This window comes from Rhizobium sp. NRK18, assembly GCF_024385575.1.
Taxonomy (GTDB): Bacteria; Pseudomonadota; Alphaproteobacteria; order Rhizobiales; family Rhizobiaceae; genus JANFMV01.
Genome location: NZ_JANFMV010000001.1, coordinates 3424855 through 3450200, shown reverse-complemented (window position 1 = coordinate 3450200; position 25346 = coordinate 3424855). Strand labels below are relative to the sequence as shown.

Genomic DNA, 25346 nt, shown 5'->3' with positions numbered 1-25346 from the left:
GGGACTCCCCTAGACCGGTATCAGCAGGCGAGAAGGGGCGGCACATGAACACGAGAGTTTTGGTCACCGGAGGCGCCGGCTTTCTCGGCTCGCATCTCGTCGAAAGGCTCCTGGAACGCGGCGACGAGGTACTCTGCGTCGATAATTTCTTCACCGGCACCCGCCGCAATGTCGAGCACCTGATCGGCCATCAGCGCTTTGAACTGTTGCGCCACGACGTCTGCTTCCCGCTCTACGTCGAGGTCGACGAGATCTACAATCTCGCCTGCCCGGCCTCGCCGGTTCACTACCAGCACGATCCGGTGCAGACGACGAAGACCTCGGTGCATGGCGCGATCAACATGCTGGGGCTTGCCAAGCGCGTGCGGGCGAAGATTCTGCAGGCCTCGACGTCGGAAGTCTACGGCGATCCGAGCGTTCATCCGCAGGTGGAAGGTTACTGGGGCAACGTCAATCCGATCGGTATCCGCTCCTGCTACGACGAGGGCAAGCGCTGCGCCGAGACGCTGTTCTTCGATTACTGGCGCCAGCACCAGCTCGCCATCAAGGTCGTGCGCATCTTCAACACCTACGGCCCGCGCATGCACCCGAACGACGGCCGCGTCGTGTCCAACTTCATCGTCCAGGCGCTGAAGGGCGAGGACATCACCATTTTCGGCGAAGGCCAGCAGACGCGTTCCTTCTGCTACCGCGATGATCTCGTTGAGGCGATGATCCGGATGATGGGGACGGGAGACGACGTGGTCGGGCCGGTCAACATCGGCAATCCCAACGAGTTCACCATCCGGGCGCTGGCCGAGCTTGTGCTCGAACTGACCGGCTCGCCCTCGAAGCTGGTCTTCAAGCCCTTACCGCAGGACGATCCGATCCAGCGCCAGCCGGATATCTCGAAGGCGAAAGAGCTGCTGGGCTGGCAGCCGACGGTGGAGTTGCGCGAAGGGCTTGAGAAGACGATCGGCTATTTCGACGAGTTGCTGAAATCGGATGCAGGCGTGGCGTCTGCGGGCTGATTGACCGCGCTGCGCATCACGCGCGTCGCTTCATGCGGGGTCTTGTTCCAGAAATGCGGTTTCAGCCAGAGTTCGATGACGGCGCGCCATGCCGCATAGGAAATCAGCATCCAGTAGAGCGGAAAGGCCATCCATCGCCGGCCGACCAGACGCTTCTCGTGCTTTATCAGCGATAACGAGCCAAGGGCGAGGAACAGCCCGTAATTGCCGACGATGCTGATGGAATCCAGCGCGAGAAGCGCGTTGTGGATGATCGGGCTTTCCGGTGGCGGCACGCCGATATAGGGCAGGAGCGGCGTCAGGAAAAAGACGAAGATCAATGGATGGGCGAGCGCCGAAATTAGCATGCCGCCGATCATCAGGTGAAAGACGACGAAAGCTTTCGGGCCGAAATCTCCAAGCAGCGTCATCGGCTTGCGCATCAGGACCAGCCATGTCTGCATCCAGCCCTTGAACCAGCGCGTCCGCTGTTTTCGCCACACGCCTATGCGCGTCGGCGCGTCTTCCAGCGTATGGCGCTTGATGACCTCGGCGCGGTAGCCGAGCCTATAGAGCCGCATGCCGAGATCCGCATCCTCCGTCACATTGTAGGGATCCCACGCGCCGCACCGCTTCAGGATGTCGGTCTTGAAATGGTTCGATGTCCCGCCGAGCGGCATCGGCATGCGCATCATCGAGAGAAGCGGCAGGATTGCCCGGAAGAATGCGCCGTATTCCATCGCGAAAAGTGAAGGGAGCCATCCTCTGTCTGCGTTCGTGATGATCAGCGGCGCCTGCAGGCAGGCGACATCGGGCTTCGCCGATTGAAAATGATAATAGGCTTCGCGCAACTGATCGGGGTGAGGCTGGTCTTCGGCGTCAAAGATCGCCGTATAGGTGCCTCTTGCCCCGGCAAGCGCATAGTCGAGCGCCTTCGGCTTCGTCTGCGGACCGACCTTCGGCACGACAACGATTTCCACCTCCGGCCCGGGCCCGGCATTGCGGATGGCCTCTATCGTCTCGTCATCGCCTTCCTCGCAGACGATTTTCACGTCCAGTCGCGACTTCGGCCAGTTCAGCCGCTTCAGTGAGGCGATCAATTGACCGGCGACACCGGTTTCCCGGTAAAGCGCGACCATGACGGTATAGACCGGCAGGTGGCCGTCTTCGTCCGGGAGCGGTTTTGGACGCCTTGCGGTGACGCGCCAGAGAACGGCGAGACCGCGCAGGCCGAGAGAGAAGAAATAGAGAAAAGACACCAGTGCGTGCAGGCAAAGGAGGGTGCGTCCGGGGGCCATGAGAAGCGCACTGAACAGTCCGGACGCGAAGGCTCCGATGAGGAGCCCTTGAGCGCCGGTGAGGACGAACCTTGCCGAATAATCGGTTCTGCCTTCGAAAAGAAGCCTCACGGCCTCTTCCGTGCGGCGCTTGGCACCCGCCTGCCAGACGGCTTTTCGAATGGCGGTGGGCGAGGCGATCGCAAAGCGTGGACGCATGTGCGGGCGCTCCGCCAGCATCATCAGGAGCCTTTCGCACTGATCGGCTCGCGGTGCGATTATGGTGAGCGGCTCGGATGCCGCCAATACCAGCCGGACCGTGGATGGCTCGATGAGCTGGGTATCCAGGTGCGGGCTGTCGCTGATGAGTTTCGCGTCGATGCTTTGGACAAAGGGGAGGCCAAGCAGACGGGACATGGCCTCGAAATAGAATGTCTCCTCCACGAAGCCGGAGGCAATCAGTTCGTCGTCGGCGCCTGTGCCGTTTCTGGCCGCAAGATGCAGGCAGCGTGCGACCATCGGTTTGGAAAATCCAAGCGCCAGCAGGGTCCGGCCTGCCGCATAAGAGCGGAGTTTGGCGGACGTCGCCGCAGCTCGATCGGCAGCGGAAACGGAGACGTGGCTGCGGAAAGCGATGTTTTCCGCATCAGGACTGCCGGAAAAATCCCCAGGATGTTCCCCGAACCCCACCACCGTGATATAGCCGCTTTCGTGCCAGCGTAAAATTTCCCCGTTAGGAATTTAGCAATGATCTTTAAAGTTGCACCTCTCAAAACTATGGGGAAATTGCTGGGTATGTTCACCGCATTGCATCTTTCTGGTGCAGTGGCGGTGTTTGCCGATGAAGTCGGGGTGCCGCAACTGCCGCTGCTCTTCAACGCGCATGAGCGTCTGGAAAAGCCGGATTTGAGCCTCGTGCCGCGGATCCGCTTTTTGACCTCCACCGATTTCCCGCCCTTCAATTTCATCGATCCGGCTGGCAGGCTGTCCGGCTTCAACATCGATCTTGCCCGGGCAATCTGCAGTGAACTGGGGATCGAGGCGAAATGCCAGGTTGAGGCCATTCCGTTCGGTGATCTTTCCGGCGCACTCGCGGCAGGCGAGGGGGAGGCGGTGATCGCCGGCATCGCAGTGACGGAAGAGACCCGCCGGGAGGCGTCGTTTACCCGGCCCTACATGCTCTTGCCGGCGCGCTTTGCTATTCGCACCGCAGCTGCGCTTGAAGGTGACGATGCGACGGCGGCGTTGAATGGCAAGGCCGTCGGCGTGCTTTCGGGAAGCGCCCATGAGGCAATGCTGAAGGCCTTCTTTCCGGACCTCCAGCCGCGCGCCTACGGCACCAGGGGCGACATGCTGCGAGGCCTGGAAAAAGGAGAGGTTCCGGCGGTGTTTTCCGACGGAATCCAGTTGCCGTTCTGGGTCAATGGAACCGCCTCGAAGGGATGCTGCAAGCTTTTCGACGGTCCCTATTATTCGACGCGCTTCCTTGGCGAGGGCCTCTCGATCATGACGCGCCGCAAGGATCAGGGGCTTGCAGCGGCCTTCGACTACGCGCTCGCCTCACTGTCGCGCGACGGCAAATTGCAGGATATCTTCATCCGGTACTTCCCGTACGGCCTCTAGGTCGCGCTCGCTGGGCCCCTCGTCAGAGCCAGCGGTAACGGGCGATGGCGCTGCGTTCGATGGCGGCGCAGGTCAGCTTGTCCAGCTTCAGGCGGTCGCGCAAAAGCTGGAGGAAGCGGATTTCCTCGGCATTGACGATATGGTCGGCACCGGAAAGCTCCACGGCCAGCGCATAGGCCGTGTCATAGAGCCGGGGCGGCAGCACGTCGCGGATCGTCTCGAGCGCAATGTCGAGACCTTCGGCGCCGGAGAGGATTTCGGCGCATTTGCGGGCCACCTCGATCAGCCGATCGTCATCGAAATCGCGAAACACAGGCATGGTCTGCACCAGGTGGCCGATGCGGCCGAGCTCTTCGTCTGACATGGCGCTGTCGACTGCCGATGCCATCACCATCACATAGATGAGCGCGTCATGAGGTGTCAGCAGAATTTTCATGTGGTGGGCGTCCCTTGCTTGGCTTCCTTCGGGATTTAAGTTGCAGGCAGGTGATTTGCAAGCCTGCACCTGGCGGACGCTCGGGCCTTACTGGCGGGCGTCGCCGCCATAGAGTCCGATGCCGGCGGCGCGGGCTTCCTCGGCCGCCTTCGCGTATGGCGAGCCGGTGCTTGGCTCGGCCCAACCATGCCCGGCAAGCCATGCGGCGATATCCTGCCCGCCGAGCGTGCAGCGCTTGACCGGCATGCCGTCGGCGGCGGTTTCCAGCGGATCTTCGCATTCGATCGTACGGTTGCGCATAAACATCCGCATCGCGGTGCGGGCCATCATGCCGCAGGGCCAGTCATCCGGCCCGGTCTGGCAGCGCCGTTCGGGATCCGTCGGAGTGATGCCCCACAGGCGGATCGGCCCCTCGGGCGTGCCGATGATGCCTGCGGCCAGGGCGTTTGGACGGGGAATTCCGTCGCCGGCCATCTTCTCCGCTCTCTTCTGGGGAGGCGTGAGCGGTGCGCGCGCGCTTATCCGCTCCAATGTTTCCCCGGGGCTGACGCCGGCGTAACCGAATTGGTCCGGAGCGATCCGGCGGGCTTTCAGGGTTTCCCTGCCGATCACCGTCTGGTCGTCGGTAGCAGCATCTGACATGGCGGATGCTGCACTTGCGGTCGTGGTGAGCTGGGCTGATGGTCGTGACACCGCGCCCGCCTCGATCCGTGCCGCGCCGGCACCGAGCATCAGCACCCAGATTTCGACGGCCGCGACCATGGCCAGCGGCACGGTCAGTTTTCGCAGAAGAGAAAACATTCCTACTGGCTGGCCCATATGATGCGGGCGATCCATTCCACGTCCTCCGTGGAGAAGGATCGATTGGGGTGATCCGGGTTGAGCGACATCAGCTCGACGGCCTTCGATGTCTGGCGCATCAGGATCTTCGCCATGACTTCGCCCTCGCGTGTCTTGACGACGACGCGGTCGCCGCGCCGGACCTGCGCGCCGGGCTCGACGATCAGCACATCTCCGTCCCGATAGAGAGGCATCATGCTGTCGCCCTGCACTTCGAGCGCGTAGACGCCGGGCTTTTGCGCGGGCGATGCGGGAAAGTCCACCTCGTCCCAGCCCTGGCCTGCCGGAAATCCGCCATCGTCGAAGAAGCCGCCCGCGCCGGCCTGCGCAAATCCCAGCAGGGGAATGGGCGATTGCTGCGGCGGAAAGGCGCCGCCGGGCATTTTTGATGCACCGTTTGCCGGTTCGATACGGCTTATGAATTCGTCGAAGCGGGAGCCGGTGGCATCGAGAATCTTGGCGATCGATTCCGTCGATGGCCAGCGCATACGTCCGTCCGGCGACAGGCGCTTCGACTTGTTGAATGCGGTTGGGTCGAGGCCGGCGCGGCGCGCGAGCCCTGACGGCGTCAGCTTGTTGGCCTCGGCCAAAGCGTCTATCGCGCCCCAAATGGTCTGGTGAGAAAGCATTACCCTGGCCCTGATCCGCAAATACGTTGTCGGGTTTGTTTCAAAGGCAGGAACGCCGCAATGAAGTCTGCCTTTCGGGAGCGACCACCCGGCTCCCGAGACGGCCCCACCATAGTGAAGCCCGCCTTTGGAGTAAAGAGAAAAGGAATAAAATCCTCAGCGCTCATTGTCGCACGTCAGGTTTTCGGCGCAGCGTCTGCCTCATCGTCGGCTCTGAACTCGTCCGTCAGCGCCTTGAAACGGCGGAAGAACTTTTCCATGAAGGACAGGGTCCGATCCAGCTCCTCGTCGCTCGGCAGCCCTTCCTGGCTGGTTGCTCCGGATTTTTGCGCCTGTTCCAGTGCGAGCACGCGCCGCGACAGGTCGTCGATTTCCTCCTGATAGGCAGCCCGCTCGTTGGCCGAGGGACGGCAGGTCAGGTCGCCGCCCGCCTCGTTGCAGTAGGTCATTTCGCCGGTTACCGTGTCGAGCCGCACAAAGCCCGCTTCCGAGTGTTGAAGCTGGTAGCGTCCGCTGGGCGCGTCCTGTGCCACCGCCGCAAGCGGAAAAAGCCCCGCCGTCAGCCCGATGATCAGCCATTTCCACATTGTACCCTCCATTTTTCGCGTCCGCCCCGGTTTGTGATGTGGACATCGCCCGCCGTTTCCGGCAAATCCGGGCGAAAGATGCTATGCGAGACTAGTGATGATACGCGTCATTTATAAGATTGTTCCGAAAAGCCTTTGGGATGAAGCAAAAACCAGGGGCGTCTTTGAGGGCGCGGCGATCGATCTGACTGACGGCTACATTCATTTCTCGACGGCAAGCCAAGCCAGGGAGACCGCCGCACGGCATTTTGCCGGTCAGACGGACCTGCTTCTTGTCGCCGTTGACGTGGAGCGCCTGGGCGAGGCTCTCAAGTTTGAACCGTCGCGCGGCGGCGATCTCTTCCCGCATCTCTATGCCAATCTCGACCTGGGCGCGGTGCTCTGGGAAAAGCCCCTGCCGCTCGCACCGGACGGCCATCAGTTCCCGGAGCTAGACGCATGATCGACCCGTTCAAGATGTTCGGCCGCAAGGCGCTTTTCCTGATGGATCCGGAACAGGCCCACGGGGTCTCGATTGCCGCCCTGAAATCCGGTCTCGTTCCGGCCTGCGGGATCAGGACGGATCCGAAGCTCGAGCAGAAGATCGCGGGCCTCACCTTTACAAATCCGCTGGGCATGGCCGCCGGCTACGACAAGAATGCCGAGGTGCCGGAAGCGCTCTTGCGGCTGGGCTTCGGCTTCACAGAAGTCGGCACGCTGACGCCGAAGCCGCAGGCCGGCAATCCCAAGCCTCGCATCTTCAGGCTTGTGAAGGATGAGGCGATCATCAATCGCCTCGGCTTCAACAATGACGGGCATGACGCGGCCTTCGGGCGATTGTCCGGGCGCAATTTCAGCGGCATCGTCGGCGTCAATATCGGCGCCAACAAGGACAGTGCCGACCGGATCGCCGACTACGTGGCCGGCATCCGCCGCTTCCATGCGGTTGCCGATTATTTCACCGCCAACATTTCCTCGCCGAACACGCCGGGCCTGCGCGATCTGCAGGCGCGCGAAAGCCTCGCGGCTCTCCTCTCGGCCGTGCTTTCGACCCGTGACGATCTGTCGGCCGGTACGGGATCGCGCGTGCCGGTTTTCCTCAAGATCGCACCGGACCTGACCGAGGAGGGGATGGACGACATCGCGGCCGAAGTCCTGGCCCATGATCTCGACGGTCTGATCGTCTCGAACACGACACTGCGTCGCGATGGTCTGAAGGACCATGCACAGGCAGGCGAGGCGGGCGGGCTCTCCGGCAAGCCGCTCTTCGACCTGTCTACCACGGTGCTTGCCAAGATGCGCCGTCGCGTCGGCCCGCACCTGCCGATCATTGGCGTCGGCGGCATTCACTCCGGCGAGACGGCGCTGGAAAAGATCAGGGCCGGTGCCAACCTCGTGCAGCTCTATTCGTCCATGGTCTATGAAGGTCCGGGCCTCGCCGGTCGCATCGTCCGCGGTCTATCGCAACTGGTCGCGACCGAGGGCGTCGGCAACATCGCCGATCTCGTCGGCAGCCGCGTCGATCAGTGGGCCGATCGGAAACTCTGACGGATCTGCCGCGGCGTCGCTGCTGCCAGCGTCACGCCGCGCAGGAACAGGAAGAGGTTGAGCGACAGCCAGACGCCGTGATTGCCGAGCAGCGGCGTCAGGGCTTCGAGCGCAATGACGTATCCGACGAAGGACAGGATCATCATGTTGCGCATTTCCTTCGACCATGTCGCGCCGATGTAGATCCCGTCCATCTGGAAGGCGAGCGCCCCGGTAATGCCGGTCAGCGCCATCCATGGCAGATACTCGACTGCCGCCGCGCGCACCGTCTCTGCCGTCGTCAGGAAGGCGATGACCGACGAGCCGGAGAGCAGGAAGGCTGCTGCCAGAAAGCCGGACAGGGCGAACGACCAGAGCGCCGTCAGGCGGATGGATCTCCTGAATGCCATCAGGTTTTGCGCGCCGATCGAGCGGCCGGCCAGCTGTTCGGCCGCCGCCGCCATACCGTCGAGGAAGAAGGCCGAGATCATGAAGAAGTTCATGAGCACGGCATTGGCCGCGAGCACGACGGTGGAAATCGCGGCGCCGGCCCGGGTCAGAAGCACGAAAGAGGCGACCAGCAAAAGCGAGCGGATGGTGATGTCGCGGTTGAGTGCAAACAGCGCGATGAGCTTGTCGCGTTCAAAGAGGCGTATCATCGAGGGATGCTGCTGCCCCTTGAAAGCCGGCAGGACGATCAGGAATCCGGCCGCGGCAGCGACGATTTCAGAGATCACCGTCGCCCAGGCAACCCCGCTGACGCCGTAGCCGAGGACAAGGCCGAGAAAGACCGACAGCGCGATGTTGGTGCCGTTGAGGACCGTCTGCAGCAGAAGACCGATCGTGCCCCGCCCCTTGCCGAGCACATAGCCGAGCAGCGCATCGTTGATGAGCCGCACCGGGCTCGACAGGATGCGGATGTAGAAATAGGTGGTCGCAACGGCGGCCGCCGCCGGTTCCGGTCCGATGACGGCAAGTCCGGCATAGAGGATCAGCGGCGACAGGATCACCAGCGACACGCCACCGGCAATGCCGGAGATCACGGCGCGCCAGAAGACGGCCTCTTCCTCGCCGCGGTCGTCGCGGCCGAAGGCCTGGGCCACCAGACCGGTGGTCGAGGTGCGGATGAAGCTGATCAGCGAAAAGACAAGATCGAAGATGACCGCGGCGACGCCGAGGCCGGCAAGATCCGCCGCGCGTCCGAACTGGCCGAGAACGGCCGTATCCGTCAGGCCCAGCAGCGGCGTCGACACATAGGCGAACGTCATCGGCACGGCGATCGCCAGCACGATGCGATGCGTGACGTCGAACGGCTGCTGCCGGCCCTCTGGTGTGGCGGTGCTCGTATCCAAGCAGGTGGTCCCCGGATGCATGATCAAGGCGGGCGGGAATCGCCTCAGCCGGACAGCACCATGGACCAATAGGGCCGGTTTCCGGAAGCGCTATTTCTGGCCACCGCGACACCCAGCCCCTTATAGCTGCCGAGCATGTTCTTCAGGTGCTTGGGGGAGTTGATCCAGGCGGTCACCGCGTCTTGCGTGCTTCTCTGCCCGGCGGCGATGTTTTCGGCAGCCGGCAACTGCACGTCCTGCCCCTTCATGCGCTTGGCGAAATCAGCGCCGAAGCCGATATTGTGCTGCATCTCGCCGGCCCGCGCCATGCGCCTGGCCTGGTCGAGTGCTGCCGACTGGGCATTGCGATCGATCGTCAGCGGCGGCAGGCCGTTCTTGGCCCTGAGGTCGTTGACGAGCGGCAGGGCATCGGCGGTCATGTCGGCCGAGTTGCCGTCGTCCGTGTTCAGCACATTCGATGTCGTGCAGGCGGACAGAAGGGACGCCGCGGCGGCGGCCGAGACGGCGAAGAACATACGCCGCGTGGGCGCTATGCGTGTCGACTGGCCCTGCATGTCAGCGGCGATAGTTCAAGAGCCGCAGGATGATGAAGGCCGGGATGACGATCGTCGCGCCGAGCACCAAATAGCGGCCGACCGATCCGAGTGCGGCAAAGCCGGTGCGCCACAATTCGCGGAAGAAATCCTGGATCGCGTAGAAGACGTCGATCGGATACCAGTGGAAGGCGCTCATGACGAAGCCGACGATGAGCGACACGACGAGCAGCTTGACGATGGTGCGGCCGATCGTATCGCCCAAGAATCTGTTTGCCTGATCCGACATCGGATGGTCTCCTGTTTGGCGCTTCAAATAAGGCCTCTTGCGCGCGGCTGCAAGGTTTTCGCGACCCGCAACCACCGTCGGATAAAATTCCACTTGTATTTTTTTGTGACTTCGGTCATTGCCGCGCATCCCTTACTCCTCGGAACCCATTGCATGCAGGCGCACCAGCTTTCCTCGGGCGATATCATTGCCGACCGCCGGGCGGATTACGCTCGCATGCTGGACGAGGGCGGCGAGCCCGCAAGCGCGGCCGAACTGATGGAGCAGGCGCTGGAGATCGCGCCGGTCTGGGCTGCCGGATGGTTTCGTCTTGCCGAATATCGCGAAAAGGCCGGCAATGGCGAAGGCGCCATAGCCGCGCTCGACCGGGTGCGCGGGCTCGACCCCGACGACATGTTTGGCGCGGCGCTGAAACTGGCGCTGCTTGGCGGCATTGCCGTTCCCGAACAGCCACCGACTGCTTATGTCGAGCGCCTGTTCGACGACTATGCCGGCCATTTCGACGAGGCGCTGGTCGAGCGGCTGGACTATAGCGTGCCGAAGAAGCTGAGCGAGGTCATCCGCCGCACGCTCGGCAAGAACTGCCGCTTCGCGCTCGCCGTCGATCTCGGCTGCGGCACCGGCCTGTTCGGCGAGGAAATCCGCGATTGCGTCGAGCGGCTGGAGGGCTTCGACCTTTCCGCCAACATGCTGGCCAAAGCGGAGGAAAAGCGGGTCTATGACCTGCTGGGTCAGGCGGATCTGTCGGTCGGTCCGGAGGAATGCGGCCTGTTCTCCGAAGACTTGTCGCGCCATCGCGCCGGTCTCGTCAGCGCTGCAGACGTGCTGATGTATCTCGGCAATCTGGAAAACTTCTTCTCGCTCGCCGCCGAGATTTCTGCGCCGGGCGCAATCGTCGCCTTCTCGGTCGAGGATGCCGGGGCCGGCGAGGGCTTCCGGCTGCTGGAATCCCTGCGCTATGCCCACAGCGAGACCTACCTGAAGTCGCTCTGCGCCGCCAACGGCCTGCAGATCCTGGCGCTGGAGAAGACCGTGATCCGCATGGATGCCGGCCAGCCGGTACACGGAATTCTGATCGTTTCGGAAAAGCCGGCCTGACAAATTGTGTGCAATGCACAATAGGTCAATATTCCTTACATATTTCGCTTGATTTCACCCTGCTTTGTAGGGACAATCGGCGCAATTTCACTCCCTGGGAATTGGTGGCGTGGCGCAGATGAAACGCGTGCTTGGTATTTTCAATACGGAACCCTCGAAGCACTCGGTCGCCGAAGACGCCCAGGGCATCTTCTTCGGCTGCATGATGGCAGCCCTTGGCCTGTATTTACTCAACAAGGTCGGCATCCTGATCGGCGGAACCGCCGGCGTCGCCTTTCTCATTCACTATGCCACCGGCATGAACTTCGGCCTGTTGTTCTTCCTGGTGAACCTGCCGTTCTATTACCTCTCCTTCCGCCGCATCGGGCTTGCCTTCTCCGTCAAGACCTTCATCGCCATCGCGGTGACCTCGGGCCTCACCGAAATCGAATCCCGCTTCCTCGACATCAACTATCTCGATCCGATCTGGGGTGCGGTGCTCGGCGGCCTATTGGTTGGCTTCGGCCTTCTGGCGCTCTATCGCCACCGTGCCAGCCTCGGCGGCATCGGCATTCTCGCCGTCTACCTGCAGGATCATTTCGGTTGGCGCGCCGGCCTCGTGCAGATGGCGTTCGACGCCATCATCCTCGTCCTGTCCTTCCTCGTCCTCACGCCCTTCATCGTCTTCTGCTCGGTGGTCAGCGCCGTGGTGCTGAACTTCTTCGTCGCCATCAATCACCGCTCGGACCGGTACGTCGTGTTGCGATAGGCGCAAAGGGCGGATAAGCCGGAAGAATGAAACTGCGAGGATCAGCGGCATGGGCGTGAAGCCGAATTTCAAGACCTACATGCAATCGACGTCCGACCGGCATTCGTTGCTGGAGGACGCGCAGGGCATTGTCGCCGGCGGCATGCTGGCGACCCTCGGCGTGTTGCTGCTCGGCAAGGCGGGTCTTTTGACCGGCGGCGCCGCCGGCCTCGCCTTCCTGGCGCATTACGTGACCGGCGTCAGCTTCGGCGTTGCCTTCTTCGCCATCAACCTGCCGTTCTACTATCTGGCGTTCCGGCGGCTGGGTCTGGCCTTCACCGTCAAGACCTTCACTGCCATCGCGCTCACCTCCGCGCTGACGGAAGTGGTGCCGCGCTTCATCGTCTTCTCTGACGTCAATCCGCTTGTCGGCGCGCTGTTCGGCGGTCTGGTGATCGGCTCCGGCATGCTGGCCCTGTTCCGCCACCGCGCCAGCCTCGGCGGCGTCGGCATCCTGGCGCTCTACCTGCAGGACCGTTTCGGCTGGCGCGCCGGTTTCGTGCAGCTGGGGATCGACCTCTGCATTCTCAGCGCCTCTTTCTTCATCGCCTCGCCCTTCATCATCGTCTGCTCGGTCGCCGGCGCGGTGACCCTCAACATGGTTCTCGCCATCAATCACCGTTCCGATCGCTACATTGCGATGTAGACCCGGCTTCCCGAAAGCCGCCCGGCGTCCTAGTTTCGCCTTGTGAGCGTCGCTGATTCCGAAACTGGCCCGAAGGCCACCGTCCTGCCACAGCGTTTCCGCGACTGGTTCGCCGGACGCGGCTGGTCGCCGCGCGCCCATCAGCTGGAACTGGTTGAGCGAGCCGAAGCGGGCGAAAGCACGCTGCTGATCGCCCCGACTGGTGCCGGCAAGACGCTTGCCGGCTTCCTGCCGTCGCTGGTCGAACTGGCGGCGCGCGGGAAAGCAAAGCCGGGCGAAGCCTTTCGCGGCGTCCACACGCTCTACATTTCACCGCTGAAGGCGCTCGCCGTCGATATCGAGCGCAACCTGGCCCGTCCCGTCGCCGAGATGGGGCTGCCGGTGACGATCGAGAACCGCACCGGCGATACGCCGCAGGCCAAGCGCCAACGCCAGAAGCTCAATCCGCCGGACATCCTGCTGACGACGCCCGAGCAGCTGGCGCTGCTGATCGCCGCAAAGGATGCGGCGCGCTTCTTCAAGGACCTGAAGTTCATCGTGCTGGACGAGTTGCATTCGCTGGTCACCTCCAAGCGCGGCCATCTGCTCTCGCTCGGCCTGGCGCGTGTCCGCTCGCTGGCGCCCGGCGTCCGGTCCATCGGACTGTCGGCGACCGTCGCCGATCCGATGGATCTGCAGACATGGCTCGTCGGGCAGGAGGGGGATGATCACCGTCACGCCGGCCTCGTGACGGTTGCCGGCGGCGCCAAGCCGATCATCAGCATCCTGAAGACCGAAGAACGCATTCCGTGGTCCGGCCATTCCGCCCGCTACGCCATTCCCGATGTCTACGAGGCGATCAAGCAACACGGCACGACGCTGCTCTTCGTCAACACAAGGTCGCAGGCGGAGATGTTGTTCCAGGAGCTCTGGACGATCAACGAGGATAACCTGCCGATCGCGCTGCATCACGGCTCGCTCGACGTCGGCCAGCGCCGAAAGGTCGAGGCGGCGATGGCGGAGAACCGTTTGCGCGCCGTGGTCGCCACATCGACGCTGGATCTCGGCATCGACTGGGGCGACGTCGACCTCGTCGTTCATGTCGGCGCGCCGAAGGGCGCCAGCCGACTGGCCCAGCGCATCGGTCGCGCCAATCACCGCATGGACGAGCCGAGCCGCGCGATCCTGGTTCCGGCCAACCGCTTCGAGGTGATGGAATGCCAGGCCGCCCTCGATGCAAACTATCTCGGCGCCCAGGATACGCCGCCGGTCGGCGAGGGCGCACTCGACGTGTTGGCCCAGCACGTACTCGGCATGGCCTGCGCCGAGCCTTTCGAGGCCGACGCCCTGTTCGCGGAGGTCCGCAGCGCCTCGCCCTATCGCCACCTCGATCGTGACACCTTCGATCGCATCGTCGAGTTCGTGGCGACCGGCGGCTATGCGCTGAAGACCTATGAGCGCTACGCCCGCATCCGCAAGACCGCCGACGGGCCCTGGCGAGTCTCCAATCCGCAGGTGGCCCAGCAATACCGGTTGAACCTCGGCACCATCGTCGAGATGCCGATGCTCAACGTCCGCCTCATCAAGCGCAACGCGCTCGGCAGCCTCGGGCGCGGTGGCATGACGCTCGGCAAGGTCGAGGAGTATTTCCTGGAATCGATGACGCAGGGCGACACCTTCCTGTTCTCCGGCAAGGTGTTGCGCTTCGAAGGCATCCGCGAGAACGAGTGCCTGGTCTCCAACGCCTTCTCGCTGGACCCCAAGATCCCCGCCTATGCCGGCGGCAAGTTCCCGCTTTCCACCTATCTGGCCGAACAGGTCCGCGCCATGCTCGCCGATCCGGACCGCTGGAAGGACTTGCCCGATCAGGTGCGCGACTGGCTGTCGATCCAGAAGGACAAGTCGATCCTGCCGAAGCGTGACGAGCTGTTGATCGAGACCTTCCCGCGGTCGAGCCGCTTCTACATGGTCGTCTACGCCTTCGAGGGCCGGCTGGCGCACCAGACCCTCGGCATGCTGCTGACGCGGCGCCTCGAGCGCGCCGGCGCCAAGCCGCTCGGCTTCGTCGCCACGGATTACGCCCTGGCAGTCTGGGGTCTCGAGGACATGGGCACCATGATCCGCAGCGGCCGCCTCAGTCTTGCCGCGCTCTTCGACGAGGACATGCTCGGCGACGATCTGGAGGCATGGCTTTCCGAATCCTGGATGCTGAAGCGCACCTTCCGCACCTGTGCGGTCATCGCCGGCCTGATCGAGAAGCGCCATCCGGGCAAGGAGAAGACCGGGCGGCAGGTGACCGTCTCGGCGGATCTGATCTATGACGTGCTGCGCAGTCACGAGCCGGACCATATTCTCCTGGAAGCGACCCGGCGGGATGCGGCAACGGGCCTTTTGGATATCGCCCGGCTTGGCGATATGCTGAAGCGAATCAAGGGTCACATCACCCACCGGGCGCTGGAGCACATCTCGCCGCTCGCCGTGCCGGTGATGCTGGAAATCGGCAAGGAGCCGGTCGCGGGTGAAGCGCAGGACGCCGTGCTGGCGGAAGCGGCCGACGACCTGATCCGCGAGGCCATGGAATAGACGAAGGTTTGAAACGGGAATGAACCGCCTCGCTTTGGCACAACAGGCGCACACGCTGCCGGCTCCGCTCTGCGCGGAAATCGCCGTGAACGGCGTCGCCGTGGTCTGCGATCCGCTCGGCGCGCTGTTCATGCCTGATCTTTCGCTGCTGGTGGTCTCCGACCTGCATCTGGAAAAGGGAGCGGCCTATGCCCGCCGCGGCTCGCTGCTGCCGCCCTACGACACGCTGGCGACGCTGAAGATCCTGTCCGCCGTCATCGCGCGTTACGATCCGTCGATCGTCGTCAGCCTCGGCGACAATTTCCATGACCGCGTCGGATCTGCCGAAATGCCGCCGGTGTTCCGCGAGCTGATCGGCGCGATGGCGCGAGGGCGCGAATGGATATGGATCAACGGCAACCACGACCCGGACGGCACGGTCGAACTGCCGGGCCGTTCCGCCGACGAAATCCTCTATGGCGGGCTAGTCTTCCGCCACGAGCCTTCGGGTACGGAGGCTTTGGGCGAGATCGCCGGCCACCTGCATCCGGCGGCGACGGTGCGGCGGCGTGAAAAATCGGTCCGCAGGCCCTGCTTTGCCAGCGACGGCAAGCGGCTGCTGATGCCGGCCTTCGGCGTCATGTCCGGCGGGCTCGATCTGAGGCACAAGGCATTTCGTGGCATCTTCGACAAGCCGGCGCTGACCGCCCATCTGCTCGGCCGCGACCGCATCTACTCGGTGCGCTACGACAAGCTGTCGGGCTGAGGACCATCAATCCTTGCGGAAGATCAGGCTGGCGAGCCATCCGGTGATCGCTGCGATGAGCACGGCGAACATGCCGTAAAGATACGGCCGCTCGTGGGCCGCATCCGTCAGCATCTGTTCGAGACCGGTCTTGACCACCCGCAGCGGCACGGTCTTGTCAGCGATGAGTTCTCCGCTCTTGTAGAGATAGGCGTGCACGGTATGAACGCCATTCGGGACGTTCGCCGGTATCCTGAGCGTGGCCTTGAAGAGGCTGGAACTGATGAAGCTGACGCCGCTTGCGTCACGCTGGTAGAGGCCGTGCTGTTCCTTCAGCCGTCTCAGCGCCTGGCGGAATTCGGCAAGCCGCGCACCGTCGCCGATATAGCCGACCGGGACGAGGGGGATATGGTTGATGCCGACCGGATTGTCCGGCTGGAGCGGCGTGATCGATTCCGCATCGAGCGCCCGCGAGCTGGAGAGCGAATAGGATTCCGGCACCTTCTCGAAGGTCATCGAGTAGCGGTTCACCCAGATGCCGAACATCCGCTCCTTTTCGCGCACGGTCGCCTCGGTCTTCGGGCCTTCCAGCGCGACGATGATGTCGTATTGGCCGATCGCCAGCAGAAGATTGTCGGCATTGGCAATGGCGCCGAAGATCGTCAGGTCGGCGCCGTTGAAATCGGAGGTGATCGCGATTTCATTGGTGGAGGTGCCGATATCGAGCATCTCCTTGACGTCCAGCGTCTGGCCCGGCAGCACCTGTCCGTTGGCGCCGGTGGCGAACGCGAAGAGCATGCAGAGGCAGGCGAGGGGAGCAAGACGGGTCAACCGAAACCTCCCTGGACCACCGAGAACAGGTCTTCCGGCTTTACCACCAGCGAAATCGCCAGGCGCATGCCGACGGCCAGCACCAGCAGCGCCAAGAGGGCGCGCAGCTGTTCGCCGCGCAGCTTCTGGCCGACGCGCACGCCGTATTGCGCACCGATGACGCTTGCGACCATCAGGATCGCCGCCAGCACGATGTCGACGGAATAGTTGGTCGCGGCCTGGATGAAGGTCGTGTAGGCGGAGACGAAGATGATCTGGAACAGCGACGTGCCGACGACCACGTTTGTCGGAATGCGCAGCAGATAGATCATCGCCGGCACGAGGATGAAGCCGCCGCCGATGCCCATCGGCGTCAGGATGCCGATCATGAAGCCGAGCGTGATCACCGGAATGACACTGAGATAGATCTTCGACTTCTTGAACCGCATCTTCAGCGGCAGGCCGTGGATCCAGTTGTGGTGGCCGGGACGGCGCAGCGGCGCATTCTCGCTGTTGCGCGCACGACGGAGCGCCCTCACGCTCTCCCACAGCATCAGTGATCCGATGGTGCTGAGCAGGACGACGTAGAGCAGGGAGATGATCAGGTCGATCTGCCCGAGCTTGCGCAGGATGACGAATATCCACACGCCGACCGTGGCGCCGGCGAGACCGCCGACCAGCAATAGACTGCCGAGCTTGAGATCGAGGGTCCCTCGTCGGAAATGGGTCATCGCACCGGATATGGACGAGGCGACGACCTGGTTTGCGCCCGTGGCGACCGCAACGACGGGCGGAATGTTGTAGAAGATCAGCAGAGGTGTGATCAGGAACCCGCCGCCCACGCCAAACATCCCGGACAGGAAGCCAACAGCGGCTCCCATGCCGAGGATCACGAATATATTGACCGACAATTCCGCGATAGGCAGGTAAACTGTCACGGTCGGATCCCTAGGAACGAATGGTACCTGCTGATACAGGCTTTGGAGGCTGGTGGCGCGACCGGCACCGGCAACTATATTTCTCAATACGGCACAAATGTTGCCATGACGTTGACGAAACCGGATTTTGTCATGCGCCCGGTGCCGATCCGTGTCAATTGCCGAAGAACGGCGTTCCTGTGTTTGGGAAGGATATGGAAAAGAAAAAGCCGGACTTTGGAGCCCGGCTTTTTGACAGTTACTTGTTGAGCGCCAGAAGATCCCTGACGAAATCGTCGGTAATCTTTCCGGTAGGCTCCTGTCCGTGCTTGCTCTGGAAGGCCTTGATGGCGGCGACGGTCTTGCCGCCCATCTGCCCGTCGACCGGACCGGCGTCGAAGCCGTTCTTGTTGAGGAGCGCCTGAATGTTGCGGATCGCCTTGCCCATGTCGACGGTCGCGGTCTTCAGGCCCTTGCCGGCCCACTCGTCCGGAACCTCGATGGAATTGGCGTTGTCGTCGAGCGGTTCAGGCTTCCAAAGTTCGACCGCGGCCTTGGCGGCGTCGATCTGGTCCGGGCGCATGGCGTTCGCCACTTCGTCGCGCTTCTGGGCGGCGTCCTTGTCGCCGTCCTTCGCCGCGATCGCGAACCACTTGTAGGAATCCTCGAGGCTCTGCTTCACGCCGCTGCCGCGGGCATAGAGGATGGCGAGGTTGAACTGGCTGTCGGCGACGCCGAAATTGGCGGCCTTTTCGAACCAGGTCGCGGCCGCGCCGAAGTCCGGTGCGCCGAATGCGCCGGATGCGAGCAGAACGGCGAGATTGTGCATCGAGCTGGCATTGCCGGCTTCGGCGGCCTTTTCGTAATATTCGCGTGCCTTGGCCATGTCGGTGGCGACGCCGGTGCCCTTCTCGTAGAGATTGGCGAGACGGTATTCCGCCGGAGCGAAGCCACGGTCGGCGGACAACTTGTACCAGACGGCTGCCTGTTCCATGCTGGTCTTCACGCCGCGGCCTTCCGAGTAGCGCGAGCCGATCTCGAAGAGGGCCAGCGGATCGCCGCCCTTTGCGGCTTCGACGAGCGACGGCGGCGAGATTTCGGCAGGCACGACGATTTCCGGCTGTGTATCGGTAGCGGCCGGTGCGGCGGAAGCGGTGGCCGCTGCTGCGTCCGGCTTCATCTCGGCCATGGCCGGCTGCGGGGCATCGTCCAACGCTCCCGCAGTGGCGTCATCCTGCCCGCCATCCTGCGGCAGCGGCGCGAGTTCCGACTTGTCGCCGATCGGCGCTGCGTCGGCCGGAGCCGTTTCCTGCATCTGGTCAGCCTGCGGTGCTGCCGCTTCCGGTGCTGCCGGTGCTGCCGTCTCCTGAGCGTCCATGGTTGCCGTCGCCGGTGCCTCTGCCGGGGCTATGGCCTGTTCCTCGACCTGCGGTGCCTTGGCGCCATGCAGAAGCGTGTTGACGAGCGGCATGGCCATGACGACGAGGAGGACTGCGCCGGCTGCGAGCAGGACCGGTCGGCGGTATTTCGCCATGATCGAGGTGCCGTCGGTGGACGCCACGACCTTCGCCTTCTTCTCCGCCTTCACCTTTTCCGGCGCAGCGGCCTTCGTCTTGCCCTTCTTCACCTTCGGGGCGCGGGGCTTGTCCTGATCGTCCCTGGCCGCTTCCACTTCCATGGCGGCGGCCTGGGCGGCGCGACGCGCCGCTGCAATGTAGTCCGGCGTGCCGGGCTCTATGTCCTGGCCGGCCGGCCGTTCCTTCTTCTGGCTGGCGCGGACGCGGGCCATGATCTTCTTGACATCCGGAGCGCCGGAGCCGGGCTCCAGCAGCAGGTTTCCTTCATCGCTGTCGATGACGTCGTCACCCGGATCGATGGACGGCGTCGGCTCGATCGGTGTGCGCTCTTCCTTCCTCGACGGCATGAAGCGCTTGCCGATGCCGGAAAGGAGGCTTGCCTTCTGCGCCGGCTCGTCCAGCGTTGCGACATCGCCAACCACGTTACGGTCGAAGGCGACGTCCTCCTCGCGGCGGCGGCCGAAATCCCTGGGCTCTTCTGCCGCATCGTCGAAGGCAATTTCGCTCTCGGCGGCAAACTGCGGCGCGGCTTCCCTCTCGAACTCACGGGAAGCCGGTGCGCGCGACTGTCCGCCCTGGCGGATGCCGGCGTCGAGATGATCGAGCCGTTCGGCGATCTGGATCAGCGTCTCGTGAAGGGCGCCGAAGGTCTGCTGCGTGCGCTCTTCCGAATTGCGGCTGATCGCCTCGAGGTTCTTCAGGTCCTGCGTCAGGCCGACGAGTGCCGACATGTCGGCTCCGCCCGGCTGTCCACCGCTGCGCGCATAGGCGTCGAGCACGGATTCGGCGGCCTGGCGGGCGGCCTCGATGATGTATTCGTCGTTGGTGGTGATGTAGTCCTCGATCGCCGCCATGCGCTGGTCGAAGTCGCTCGGGAGGCCGATGCCGCCGGCAGGCTGCAGGTCCTGCATGAGGGCTGAAAGATTTGCGATCTGCTCTTCGAGCGTCTCCAGTCCGGCGGCGGCCGCCGCCGGTCGCGAGGATTGCTCGTCAAGGCGCTTTGCAATGCCGGCGAGGCGGTCTTCAAGCCTCTGGATGGCGGCGCCGTCGAAGGCGGTCTCGGCTGCGGGCGGCATCTGCAGTTCGTCGATCTGTCGGGCAAGGGCGTCGAGCCTGGACGTGATCGCCTCGCTCAGCTGACCGTTCTCGATGGCGTCGATCTTGGACGAAATCTCGGTCAGATAATCCCCGATGCCGTCGGCGATCCCGAATGCCTGCGACTGCTCGATGAGCTGCGCCAGATGGTCGAGCCGCTCCTCGAGCCGTGCGGCGGCTTCGATGTTGGCGAGATCCTCGATGCGCTCGGCCATCGCCTCGATGCGGGCGGCAAGCAGATCGGTTTCGCCGGGACGGGTGTCGAGCGAGCGGCTGATGCCGTCGAGCTGCGAGGCGAGGCCGGCAATCCGGTCATCGAGCCGCTCGATCATCCGACTGTCTTCCGCATGACGGGTCTGATGCGAACCTTCGACCAGTGCGGCAGCAATGTCTTCCATGCGGTTGTTGAGCGCGGCGAACTGCTCGTCGATCGAGTGATCCGGGCGCATGTGATTGCCGAGCTGCTCGACCGCGCCGGCGATGATCATCAGCTTGTCTTCGAGCGCGTGGACGGCCGGCGAGGCGTTCAGGCTGGAGATCTGCATCTTGATGTCGTCGATGCGGTAGGCGAGCGCCATGATGTCGTCTTTGACATTGATGCCGTCCAGCGCCTTCATCCGGTTCTCGAACAAAGCGAGATGGTCCTGCATGCGATTGACGTCGTCCTGGCGGGCCATGCTGTCGAGAGCGGCGCGAAGTCCCTGGAATTCGGCCCTCAGCTCTTCCGCCTGGCGCGGTGCGGCCTGCGCGGAAAGACGGTCGACGCGGTCGGCGAGATGGGCAAGCTCGTTGCGGATTTCGGATGCATGGCGCGGATCGGAGGCATCCGCCTTCAGCGCCCGGATGTCGTTGCGCATCGCCGTCATTTCGCGGGCGACGCCGTCGGCGATGTCGCGCTTCAACTCGTGGCGCAGTGCCTGCAGCGTGTCGGTGATGTCCGGCTGAGGCGCATGGGCGGCGGCAGGCGTCTGAGCGGGTGCCCGGGTCTGCTCGCCAGCGGGACGCCGGTTGCCGAGCGGCGGACGCGGCGTAGGGGCGGCAACCGGTGCGCGGCCAGCCTCCAGCGAACGCTGGCGTTCGAGAATTTCGTCGACCGGGTTGAAGCGGCGGGATGATTGCGATGGCTGGCGGACCTCGGCTGCGTCGCGCGGCCAGTCGGCTGCCTCAGACCTTGAAGCAGGAGCGCCGCTTCTGGCCGGATCCTTGCGTCCGGCCGCTCCCATGAGCCCCTCGATGCGCGCTTCCAGCCCTTCGATTGTCTTGCTGAGCGCGTCGAGCGGCGACTGGTCGCCGTGGCGGGTGGAAGTCAATCGCGATCCGGTCATATGTCTGCTCGCTTCGAGTTCTGGCGGTTGCCCCAGCCACCATGCCGCATTCGGGCACGGAGGCTTGTTTGATGATGCGGCCGATCCTCGCCGGAACAATCATGCTCCTTCGCGGCTTCCCGAAAACGCAAAACAGGGAACAGGCGCGGTACGCCACATCGTTTCGCTTAACATTCGCCAAACGTGGTAAATAAGCCGTTAACCGAGGTCGAAATTTTTTAACCTTTGACGACCCATGCGTGCCGTGGCGGGATGTGAGACACTGTTGGAACGAAGGCTTGCGTCGCGCGTCGCAAACAAATTTTGATGCAGGCGATTATTTGACGTTTACGCAAACGTCAAAATTTTGTAAGAGCCTATCTGAGGAAACGAGTCCGGGTCATGCCCGGTGGAGGACTATAGGCGATGCCGATCTACAAAGCTCCCGTCGAGGATACGCTTTTCATTCTTAACAACGTGCTCGGTCTGGAGCGCTATAACAACCTGCCGGGCTTCGCGGACGCAACGCCCGACATGCTGGAAGCCATTACCGGCGAGGCGGCGAAGCTTGCCGAGGAAGAGCTGTTTCCGCTGAACCTCTCCGGCGACCAGGAAGGCTGCACCCGTCACGACGATGCGACGGTGTCGACGCCGAAGGGCTTCAAGCAGGCCTATGACCTTTACTGTCAGGGCGGCTGGATGGGGCTCGCTTCGCCGGAAGAATTCGGCGGGCAGGGGCTTCCCTATACGCTGCACGTCGCCGTCGGCGAATATCTCTCCTCTGCCAACCTGTCGCTGATGATGTATCCGGGGCTGACCCAGGGCGCCGTCGCCGCGATTCTCGTTCACGGCTCGGACGAGCAGAAGCAGACCTATGTTCCGAAGATGCTGGAAGGCACCTGGACCGGTACGATGAACCTGACGGAGCCGCATTGCGGCACCGATCTCGGCCTGCTGCGCACCAAGGCCGTGCCGCAGGGCGACGGCAGCTACAAGATCTCCGGCCAGAAGATCTTCATCTCGGCCGGCGAACACGACATGTCGGACAATATCGTCCATCTGGTGCTGGCCCGCATCGAGGGCGCACCGGAGGGCACCAAGGGCATTTCGCTCTTCATCGTGCCGAAATTCATGGTCAAGGAAGACGGTTCGCTCGGCGACCGCAACGGCGTCACCTGCGGTGCGATCGAGCACAAGATGGGCATTCACGGCAATGCCACCTGCGTCATGAACTACGACGAGGCGACCGGCTACCTGATCGGTGCGGAGAACAAGGGCCTTGCGGCCATGTTCGTGATGATGAACGAGGCCCGCCTCGGCGTTGCCCTGCAGGGCCTCTGCGTCTCCGAGATCGCCTATCAGAATGCCGCCAATTACGCCCGCGAACGCATTCAGGGCCGGGCGCTCACGGGCCCGAAGGATCCGGACAAGAAGGCCGATCCGATCATCGTCCACCCGGATATCCGTCGCACGCTTCTGACCATCCGGGCCTTCAACGAAGCCGAACGCGCCTTCGTGCTCTGGAGCGCGCTGAAGTCCGACATCGCCCATCGCTCGGGTGATGCCGCCGAACGCCAGGCAGCGGAAGACGTCCTCGGCCTGATGACGCCGATCCTCAAGGGCATGATGACGGACAAGGGCTTTGACCATGCCGTTCAGGCCCAGCAGGTCTTCGGCGGACACGGCTACATCGAGGAACACGGCATGAGCCAGTATGTCCGCGATGCCCGCATCACCATGATCTACGAAGGCGCCAACGGCATCCAGGCGCTCGACCTCGTCGGCCGCAAGCTCGGCCTCAACGGCGGCCGCGCGGTCATGGCGATGTTCAAGGAAATCGGCGATTTCTGCGAGGAGAACCGCAATGACGAGGCGCTGGGCTTCTTCACCAAGCACCTGAAGAAGGGCCTGAACGACCTGCAGGCATCGACCATGTGGTTCATGCAGAACGCCATGGCCAAGCCGGACAACGCCGGCGCCGGCTCGACCGATTACATGCATCTCTTTGGTCTGGTCATGCTCGGCTACATGTGGGCCCAGATGGCGAAGGCAGCGAACGAAGGCCTTGCTTCCGGCGATGCCGGCAAGGCGGACTTCTACAACAACAAGCTTTTGACCGCCCGCTTCTACATGGAGCGCATCATGCCGGAAACCGCGCTGCGCAAGACCCGCATCGAAACCGGTGCCGACACGATGATGGCGATGGCGGCTGACGCGTTTTGAAAAGGTGGAGGAATTAATGGCAAGCCGAGCTGACATGGTCGATTGGGTTGTTGAAGCCCTCAAGGCAAGTAATGGTTCGGCTTCTATCCTCTATGTAGCCCAACATATCTGGAAGAATCATGAGAATGATTTGAAGGGAAGCGGCGACCTATTTTTCACGTGGCAATACGACATGCGTTGGGCTGCTACGACATTGCGGCGGCAGGGCAAAATGGTTGCCGCTGAGGATGATCGACGAGGTAAATGGACCTTGAAGTAGGTCAGAACTAGATTTGCGCTCCTCCACTGGAGGTCGCTCAGGGAGATGAAACATGACCGACGTATTTATCTACGACCACGTGCGCACGCCGCGCGGACGCGGCAAGAAGGACGGCTCGCTGCACGAAGTGCCGACGCCGCGCCTGGCCGCCAAGACGCTGGAAGCGCTGCGTGACCGCAACGGCCTCGACACCGAAACCGTGGACGACATCATTTTCGGCTGTGTCGATCCGGTCTTCGAAGCCGGCGCCGTGATCCCGAAGGCAGCCGCCTTCGAGGCCGGCTATTCCAACAAGGCGCCCGGCATGCAGATCTCGCGCTTCTGCGCCTCCGGTCTCGATGCCATCAACTTCGGCGCCGGCAAGATCGCGCAGGGCGCGGACGACATCGTCATTGCCGGTGGCGTGGAAAGCATGTCGCGCATCGGTCTCGGCATGTCCGGCGGCGCCTGGTACATGGACCCCTCGGTCAACTTCCCGGCCTATTTCATGCCGCAGGGTGTCTCCGCCGACCTGATCGCCACCAAATACGGCTTCTCCCGCGATGACGTCGACGCTTACGCGGTCGAGAGCCAGAAGCGCGCCGCGCATGCCTGGGAGGCCGGCTATTTCAAGAATTCGGTGATCCCGGTCAACGACCAGAACGGTCTCACCATTCTCGCCCATGACGAGCACATGCGTCCAGGCACGGACATGCAGGGTCTGGCGAGCCTTAACCCCTCCTTCCAGATGCCGGGCGAAATGGGCGGCTTCGAAGCCGTCGCAATCCAGGCCCACCCGGAAATCGAGAAGATCAACTACGTCCACCATGCCGGCAATTCGTCGGGCATCGTCGATGGCGCCGCCGCCGTGCTGATCGGCTCGAAGGCCGGCGGCGAGAGCATGGGGATCAAGCCCCGCGCCCGCATCCGCGCCTTCGCCAATATCGGTTCCGATCCGGCCCTCATGCTGACCGGCCCGGTCGACGTCACCGAAAAGCTCTTGAAGCGTTCGGGCATGACGCTGGCCGACATCGACCTGTTCGAGCTCAACGAGGCGTTCGCCGCCGTCGTGCTGCGCTTCATGCAGCACTTCGACGTCTCGCACGACAAGATGAATGTCAACGGCGGCGCGATCGCCATGGGCCATCCGCTCGGCGCCACCGGCGCGATGATCCTCGGCACCGTCCTCGACGAACTGGAACGCCGCGATCTCAACACCGCGCTCGTCACCCTTTGCATCGGCGCCGGCATGGGCACCGCGACCGTCATCGAGAGGGTCTGAGGCGTCTAACCCTCCCCACAAG

23 protein-coding genes are annotated in these 25346 nt (G+C 63.3%); 12 read left to right on the top strand and 11 right to left on the bottom strand.

What is annotated here, in order from left to right:
* Positions 1 to 44: 44 nt before the first annotated feature.
* The gene (locus NN662_RS16325) at positions 45 to 1010 is read left to right on the top strand and encodes a UDP-glucuronic acid decarboxylase family protein (RefSeq protein ID WP_261931283.1); all 966 of its coding nucleotides are present in this window, start codon (positions 45 to 47) and stop codon (positions 1008 to 1010) included.
* Here NN662_RS16325 and NN662_RS16320 read toward each other — a convergent pair.
* Positions 959 to 2785 (bottom strand): glycosyltransferase family 2 protein, encoded by a 1827-nt coding sequence (locus NN662_RS16320; protein WP_261931282.1) that lies wholly within the window; start codon positions 2783 to 2785, stop codon positions 959 to 961. The two genes, NN662_RS16325 and NN662_RS16320, sit on opposite strands and share 52 nt — an antisense overlap.
* Before the next feature lie 276 nt (positions 2786 to 3061).
* Here NN662_RS16320 and NN662_RS16315 point away from each other — a divergent pair, with 276 nt between their 5' ends.
* The gene (locus NN662_RS16315; protein ID WP_261931281.1) at positions 3062 to 3889 is read left to right on the top strand and encodes a transporter substrate-binding domain-containing protein; all 828 of its coding nucleotides are present in this window, start codon (positions 3062 to 3064) and stop codon (positions 3887 to 3889) included.
* 22 nt (positions 3890 to 3911) lie between these two features.
* Here NN662_RS16315 and NN662_RS16310 read toward each other — a convergent pair whose 3' ends face one another.
* The 4 genes from NN662_RS16310 to NN662_RS16295 form a co-directional block, all read right to left on the bottom strand.
* Entirely contained in the window at positions 3912 to 4325 is a 414-nt protein-coding gene (locus tag NN662_RS16310) for a tellurite resistance TerB family protein (RefSeq protein ID WP_261931280.1), read from the bottom strand.
* Between the two features lie 87 nt (positions 4326 to 4412).
* Positions 4413 to 5126, bottom strand: a complete 714-nt coding sequence (locus NN662_RS16305; RefSeq protein ID WP_261931279.1) for a thermonuclease family protein — start codon at positions 5124 to 5126, stop codon at positions 4413 to 4415.
* 2 nt (positions 5127 to 5128) lie between these two features.
* Complete coding sequence (locus NN662_RS16300; RefSeq protein WP_261931278.1) at positions 5129 to 5794, bottom strand: helix-turn-helix transcriptional regulator; 666 nt, start codon at positions 5792 to 5794, stop codon at positions 5129 to 5131.
* A gap of 176 nt (positions 5795 to 5970) precedes the next feature.
* Positions 5971 to 6393, bottom strand: coding sequence for a hypothetical protein (locus NN662_RS16295; RefSeq protein WP_261931277.1), 423 nt, complete (start codon positions 6391 to 6393; stop codon positions 5971 to 5973).
* Between the two features lie 85 nt (positions 6394 to 6478).
* Between NN662_RS16295 and NN662_RS16290 the strand changes: the two genes are divergently transcribed.
* Together NN662_RS16290 and NN662_RS16285 are read left to right on the top strand one after the other, a co-directional pair.
* Positions 6479 to 6823 (top strand): DUF952 domain-containing protein, encoded by a 345-nt coding sequence (locus tag NN662_RS16290; protein ID WP_261931276.1) that lies wholly within the window; start codon positions 6479 to 6481, stop codon positions 6821 to 6823.
* The gene (locus NN662_RS16285) at positions 6820 to 7908 is read left to right on the top strand and encodes a quinone-dependent dihydroorotate dehydrogenase (protein ID WP_261931275.1); all 1089 of its coding nucleotides are present in this window, start codon (positions 6820 to 6822) and stop codon (positions 7906 to 7908) included. Before NN662_RS16290 ends, NN662_RS16285 begins: the two co-directional genes overlap by 4 nt.
* Here the strand turns inward: NN662_RS16285 and NN662_RS16280 are convergent.
* From NN662_RS16280 to NN662_RS16270, 3 genes are read right to left on the bottom strand one after another with little or no spacing between them, the layout of a single operon-like run.
* Positions 7884 to 9260 carry an MATE family efflux transporter gene (locus tag NN662_RS16280; protein WP_410010984.1) on the bottom strand — a complete coding sequence of 459 codons (1377 nt, stop codon included), beginning with the start codon at positions 9258 to 9260 and terminating at the stop codon, positions 7884 to 7886. The genes NN662_RS16285 and NN662_RS16280 overlap by 25 nt on opposite strands.
* Positions 9261 to 9283: 23 nt before the next feature.
* Positions 9284 to 9754 carry a CAP domain-containing protein gene (locus NN662_RS16275; RefSeq protein ID WP_261931274.1) on the bottom strand — a complete coding sequence of 157 codons (471 nt, stop codon included), beginning with the start codon at positions 9752 to 9754 and terminating at the stop codon, positions 9284 to 9286.
* A gap of 40 nt (positions 9755 to 9794) precedes the next feature.
* Entirely contained in the window at positions 9795 to 10061 is a 267-nt protein-coding gene (locus tag NN662_RS16270) for a DUF6460 domain-containing protein (protein ID WP_261931273.1), read from the bottom strand.
* A 153-nt stretch (positions 10062 to 10214) separates the two neighbouring features.
* Between NN662_RS16270 and NN662_RS16265 the strand changes: the two genes are divergently transcribed.
* The 5 genes from NN662_RS16265 to pdeM all read left to right on the top strand — a co-directional run bounded on the left by NN662_RS16265 (position 10215) and on the right by pdeM (position 15899).
* Positions 10215 to 11159 (top strand): class I SAM-dependent DNA methyltransferase, encoded by a 945-nt coding sequence (locus NN662_RS16265; RefSeq protein ID WP_261931272.1) that lies wholly within the window; start codon positions 10215 to 10217, stop codon positions 11157 to 11159.
* A gap of 109 nt (positions 11160 to 11268) precedes the next feature.
* Complete coding sequence (locus NN662_RS16260; protein WP_261931271.1) at positions 11269 to 11907, top strand: YitT family protein; 639 nt, start codon at positions 11269 to 11271, stop codon at positions 11905 to 11907.
* A gap of 49 nt (positions 11908 to 11956) precedes the next feature.
* On the top strand, positions 11957 to 12592 hold the full coding sequence (locus tag NN662_RS16255) for a YitT family protein (protein WP_261931270.1): 636 nt from the start codon (positions 11957 to 11959) through the stop codon (positions 12590 to 12592).
* Positions 12593 to 12634: 42 nt separating this feature from the next.
* A complete protein-coding gene (locus tag NN662_RS16250; protein WP_410010943.1) occupies positions 12635 to 15154 on the top strand; it encodes a ligase-associated DNA damage response DEXH box helicase in 2520 nt (839 codons plus the stop codon).
* A gap of 19 nt (positions 15155 to 15173) precedes the next feature.
* Entirely contained in the window at positions 15174 to 15899 is a 726-nt protein-coding gene (pdeM, locus tag NN662_RS16245; protein WP_261931269.1) for a ligase-associated DNA damage response endonuclease PdeM, read from the top strand.
* Between the two features lie 6 nt (positions 15900 to 15905).
* Here the strand turns inward: pdeM and NN662_RS16240 are convergent, their stop codons facing one another.
* From NN662_RS16240 to NN662_RS16230, 3 genes are all read right to left on the bottom strand, one after another.
* On the bottom strand, positions 15906 to 16676 hold the full coding sequence (locus NN662_RS16240) for a TIGR02186 family protein (RefSeq protein WP_261931996.1): 771 nt from the start codon (positions 16674 to 16676) through the stop codon (positions 15906 to 15908).
* A gap of 29 nt (positions 16677 to 16705) precedes the next feature.
* Complete coding sequence (locus NN662_RS16235) at positions 16706 to 17626, bottom strand: sulfite exporter TauE/SafE family protein (RefSeq protein WP_261931268.1); 921 nt, start codon at positions 17624 to 17626, stop codon at positions 16706 to 16708.
* A gap of 238 nt (positions 17627 to 17864) precedes the next feature.
* Positions 17865 to 21587, bottom strand: coding sequence for a peptidoglycan-binding protein (locus NN662_RS16230; RefSeq protein ID WP_315972601.1), 3723 nt, complete (start codon positions 21585 to 21587; stop codon positions 17865 to 17867).
* Positions 21588 to 22007: 420 nt separating this feature from the next.
* Here NN662_RS16230 and NN662_RS16225 point away from each other — a divergent pair, with 420 nt between their 5' ends.
* Genes NN662_RS16225 through NN662_RS16215 form a run of 3 tightly spaced genes read left to right on the top strand, consistent with a single transcriptional unit; the run spans position 22008 to position 25324 of the window.
* Entirely contained in the window at positions 22008 to 23804 is a 1797-nt protein-coding gene (locus NN662_RS16225) for an acyl-CoA dehydrogenase C-terminal domain-containing protein (RefSeq protein WP_261931266.1), read from the top strand.
* Positions 23805 to 23820: 16 nt separating this feature from the next.
* A complete protein-coding gene (locus NN662_RS16220; RefSeq protein WP_261931265.1) occupies positions 23821 to 24063 on the top strand; it encodes a hypothetical protein in 243 nt (80 codons plus the stop codon).
* A 52-nt stretch (positions 24064 to 24115) separates the two neighbouring features.
* Entirely contained in the window at positions 24116 to 25324 is a 1209-nt protein-coding gene (locus NN662_RS16215) for an acetyl-CoA C-acetyltransferase (protein WP_261931264.1), read from the top strand.
* Positions 25325 to 25346 lie beyond the last annotated feature (22 nt).

What these genes read in the sequence shown, in the direction of transcription:
- NN662_RS16270 (WP_261931273.1), bottom strand. Translation starts at nt 10,061, where the DNA reads ATGTCGGATCAGGCAAACAGATTCTTGGGCGATACGATCGGCCGCACC.
- NN662_RS16215 (WP_261931264.1), top strand. Translation starts at nt 24,116, where the DNA reads ATGACCGACGTATTTATCTACGACCACGTGCGCACGCCGCGCGGACGC.
- NN662_RS16240 (WP_261931996.1), bottom strand. Translation starts at nt 16,676, where the DNA reads ATGCTCTTCGCGTTCGCCACCGGCGCCAACGGACAGGTGCTGCCGGGC.
- NN662_RS16325 (WP_261931283.1), top strand. Translation starts at nt 45, where the DNA reads ATGAACACGAGAGTTTTGGTCACCGGAGGCGCCGGCTTTCTCGGCTCG.
- NN662_RS16255 (WP_261931270.1), top strand. Translation starts at nt 11,957, where the DNA reads ATGGGCGTGAAGCCGAATTTCAAGACCTACATGCAATCGACGTCCGAC.
- NN662_RS16305 (WP_261931279.1), bottom strand. Translation starts at nt 5,126, where the DNA reads ATGTTTTCTCTTCTGCGAAAACTGACCGTGCCGCTGGCCATGGTCGCG.
- NN662_RS16315 (WP_261931281.1), top strand. Translation starts at nt 3,062, where the DNA reads ATGTTCACCGCATTGCATCTTTCTGGTGCAGTGGCGGTGTTTGCCGAT.
- NN662_RS16295 (WP_261931277.1), bottom strand. Translation starts at nt 6,393, where the DNA reads ATGGAGGGTACAATGTGGAAATGGCTGATCATCGGGCTGACGGCGGGG.
- pdeM (WP_261931269.1), top strand. Translation starts at nt 15,174, where the DNA reads ATGAACCGCCTCGCTTTGGCACAACAGGCGCACACGCTGCCGGCTCCG.
- NN662_RS16265 (WP_261931272.1), top strand. Translation starts at nt 10,215, where the DNA reads ATGCAGGCGCACCAGCTTTCCTCGGGCGATATCATTGCCGACCGCCGG.
- NN662_RS16290 (WP_261931276.1), top strand. Translation starts at nt 6,479, where the DNA reads ATGATACGCGTCATTTATAAGATTGTTCCGAAAAGCCTTTGGGATGAA.
- NN662_RS16285 (WP_261931275.1), top strand. Translation starts at nt 6,820, where the DNA reads ATGATCGACCCGTTCAAGATGTTCGGCCGCAAGGCGCTTTTCCTGATG.
- NN662_RS16275 (WP_261931274.1), bottom strand. Translation starts at nt 9,754, where the DNA reads ATGTTCTTCGCCGTCTCGGCCGCCGCCGCGGCGTCCCTTCTGTCCGCC.
- NN662_RS16320 (WP_261931282.1), bottom strand. Translation starts at nt 2,785, where the DNA reads ATGGTCGCACGCTGCCTGCATCTTGCGGCCAGAAACGGCACAGGCGCC.
- NN662_RS16300 (WP_261931278.1), bottom strand. Translation starts at nt 5,794, where the DNA reads ATGCTTTCTCACCAGACCATTTGGGGCGCGATAGACGCTTTGGCCGAG.
- NN662_RS16280 (WP_410010984.1), bottom strand. Translation starts at nt 9,260, where the DNA reads ATGCATCCGGGGACCACCTGCTTGGATACGAGCACCGCCACACCAGAG.
- NN662_RS16310 (WP_261931280.1), bottom strand. Translation starts at nt 4,325, where the DNA reads ATGAAAATTCTGCTGACACCTCATGACGCGCTCATCTATGTGATGGTG.
- NN662_RS16225 (WP_261931266.1), top strand. Translation starts at nt 22,008, where the DNA reads ATGCCGATCTACAAAGCTCCCGTCGAGGATACGCTTTTCATTCTTAAC.
- NN662_RS16220 (WP_261931265.1), top strand. Translation starts at nt 23,821, where the DNA reads ATGGCAAGCCGAGCTGACATGGTCGATTGGGTTGTTGAAGCCCTCAAG.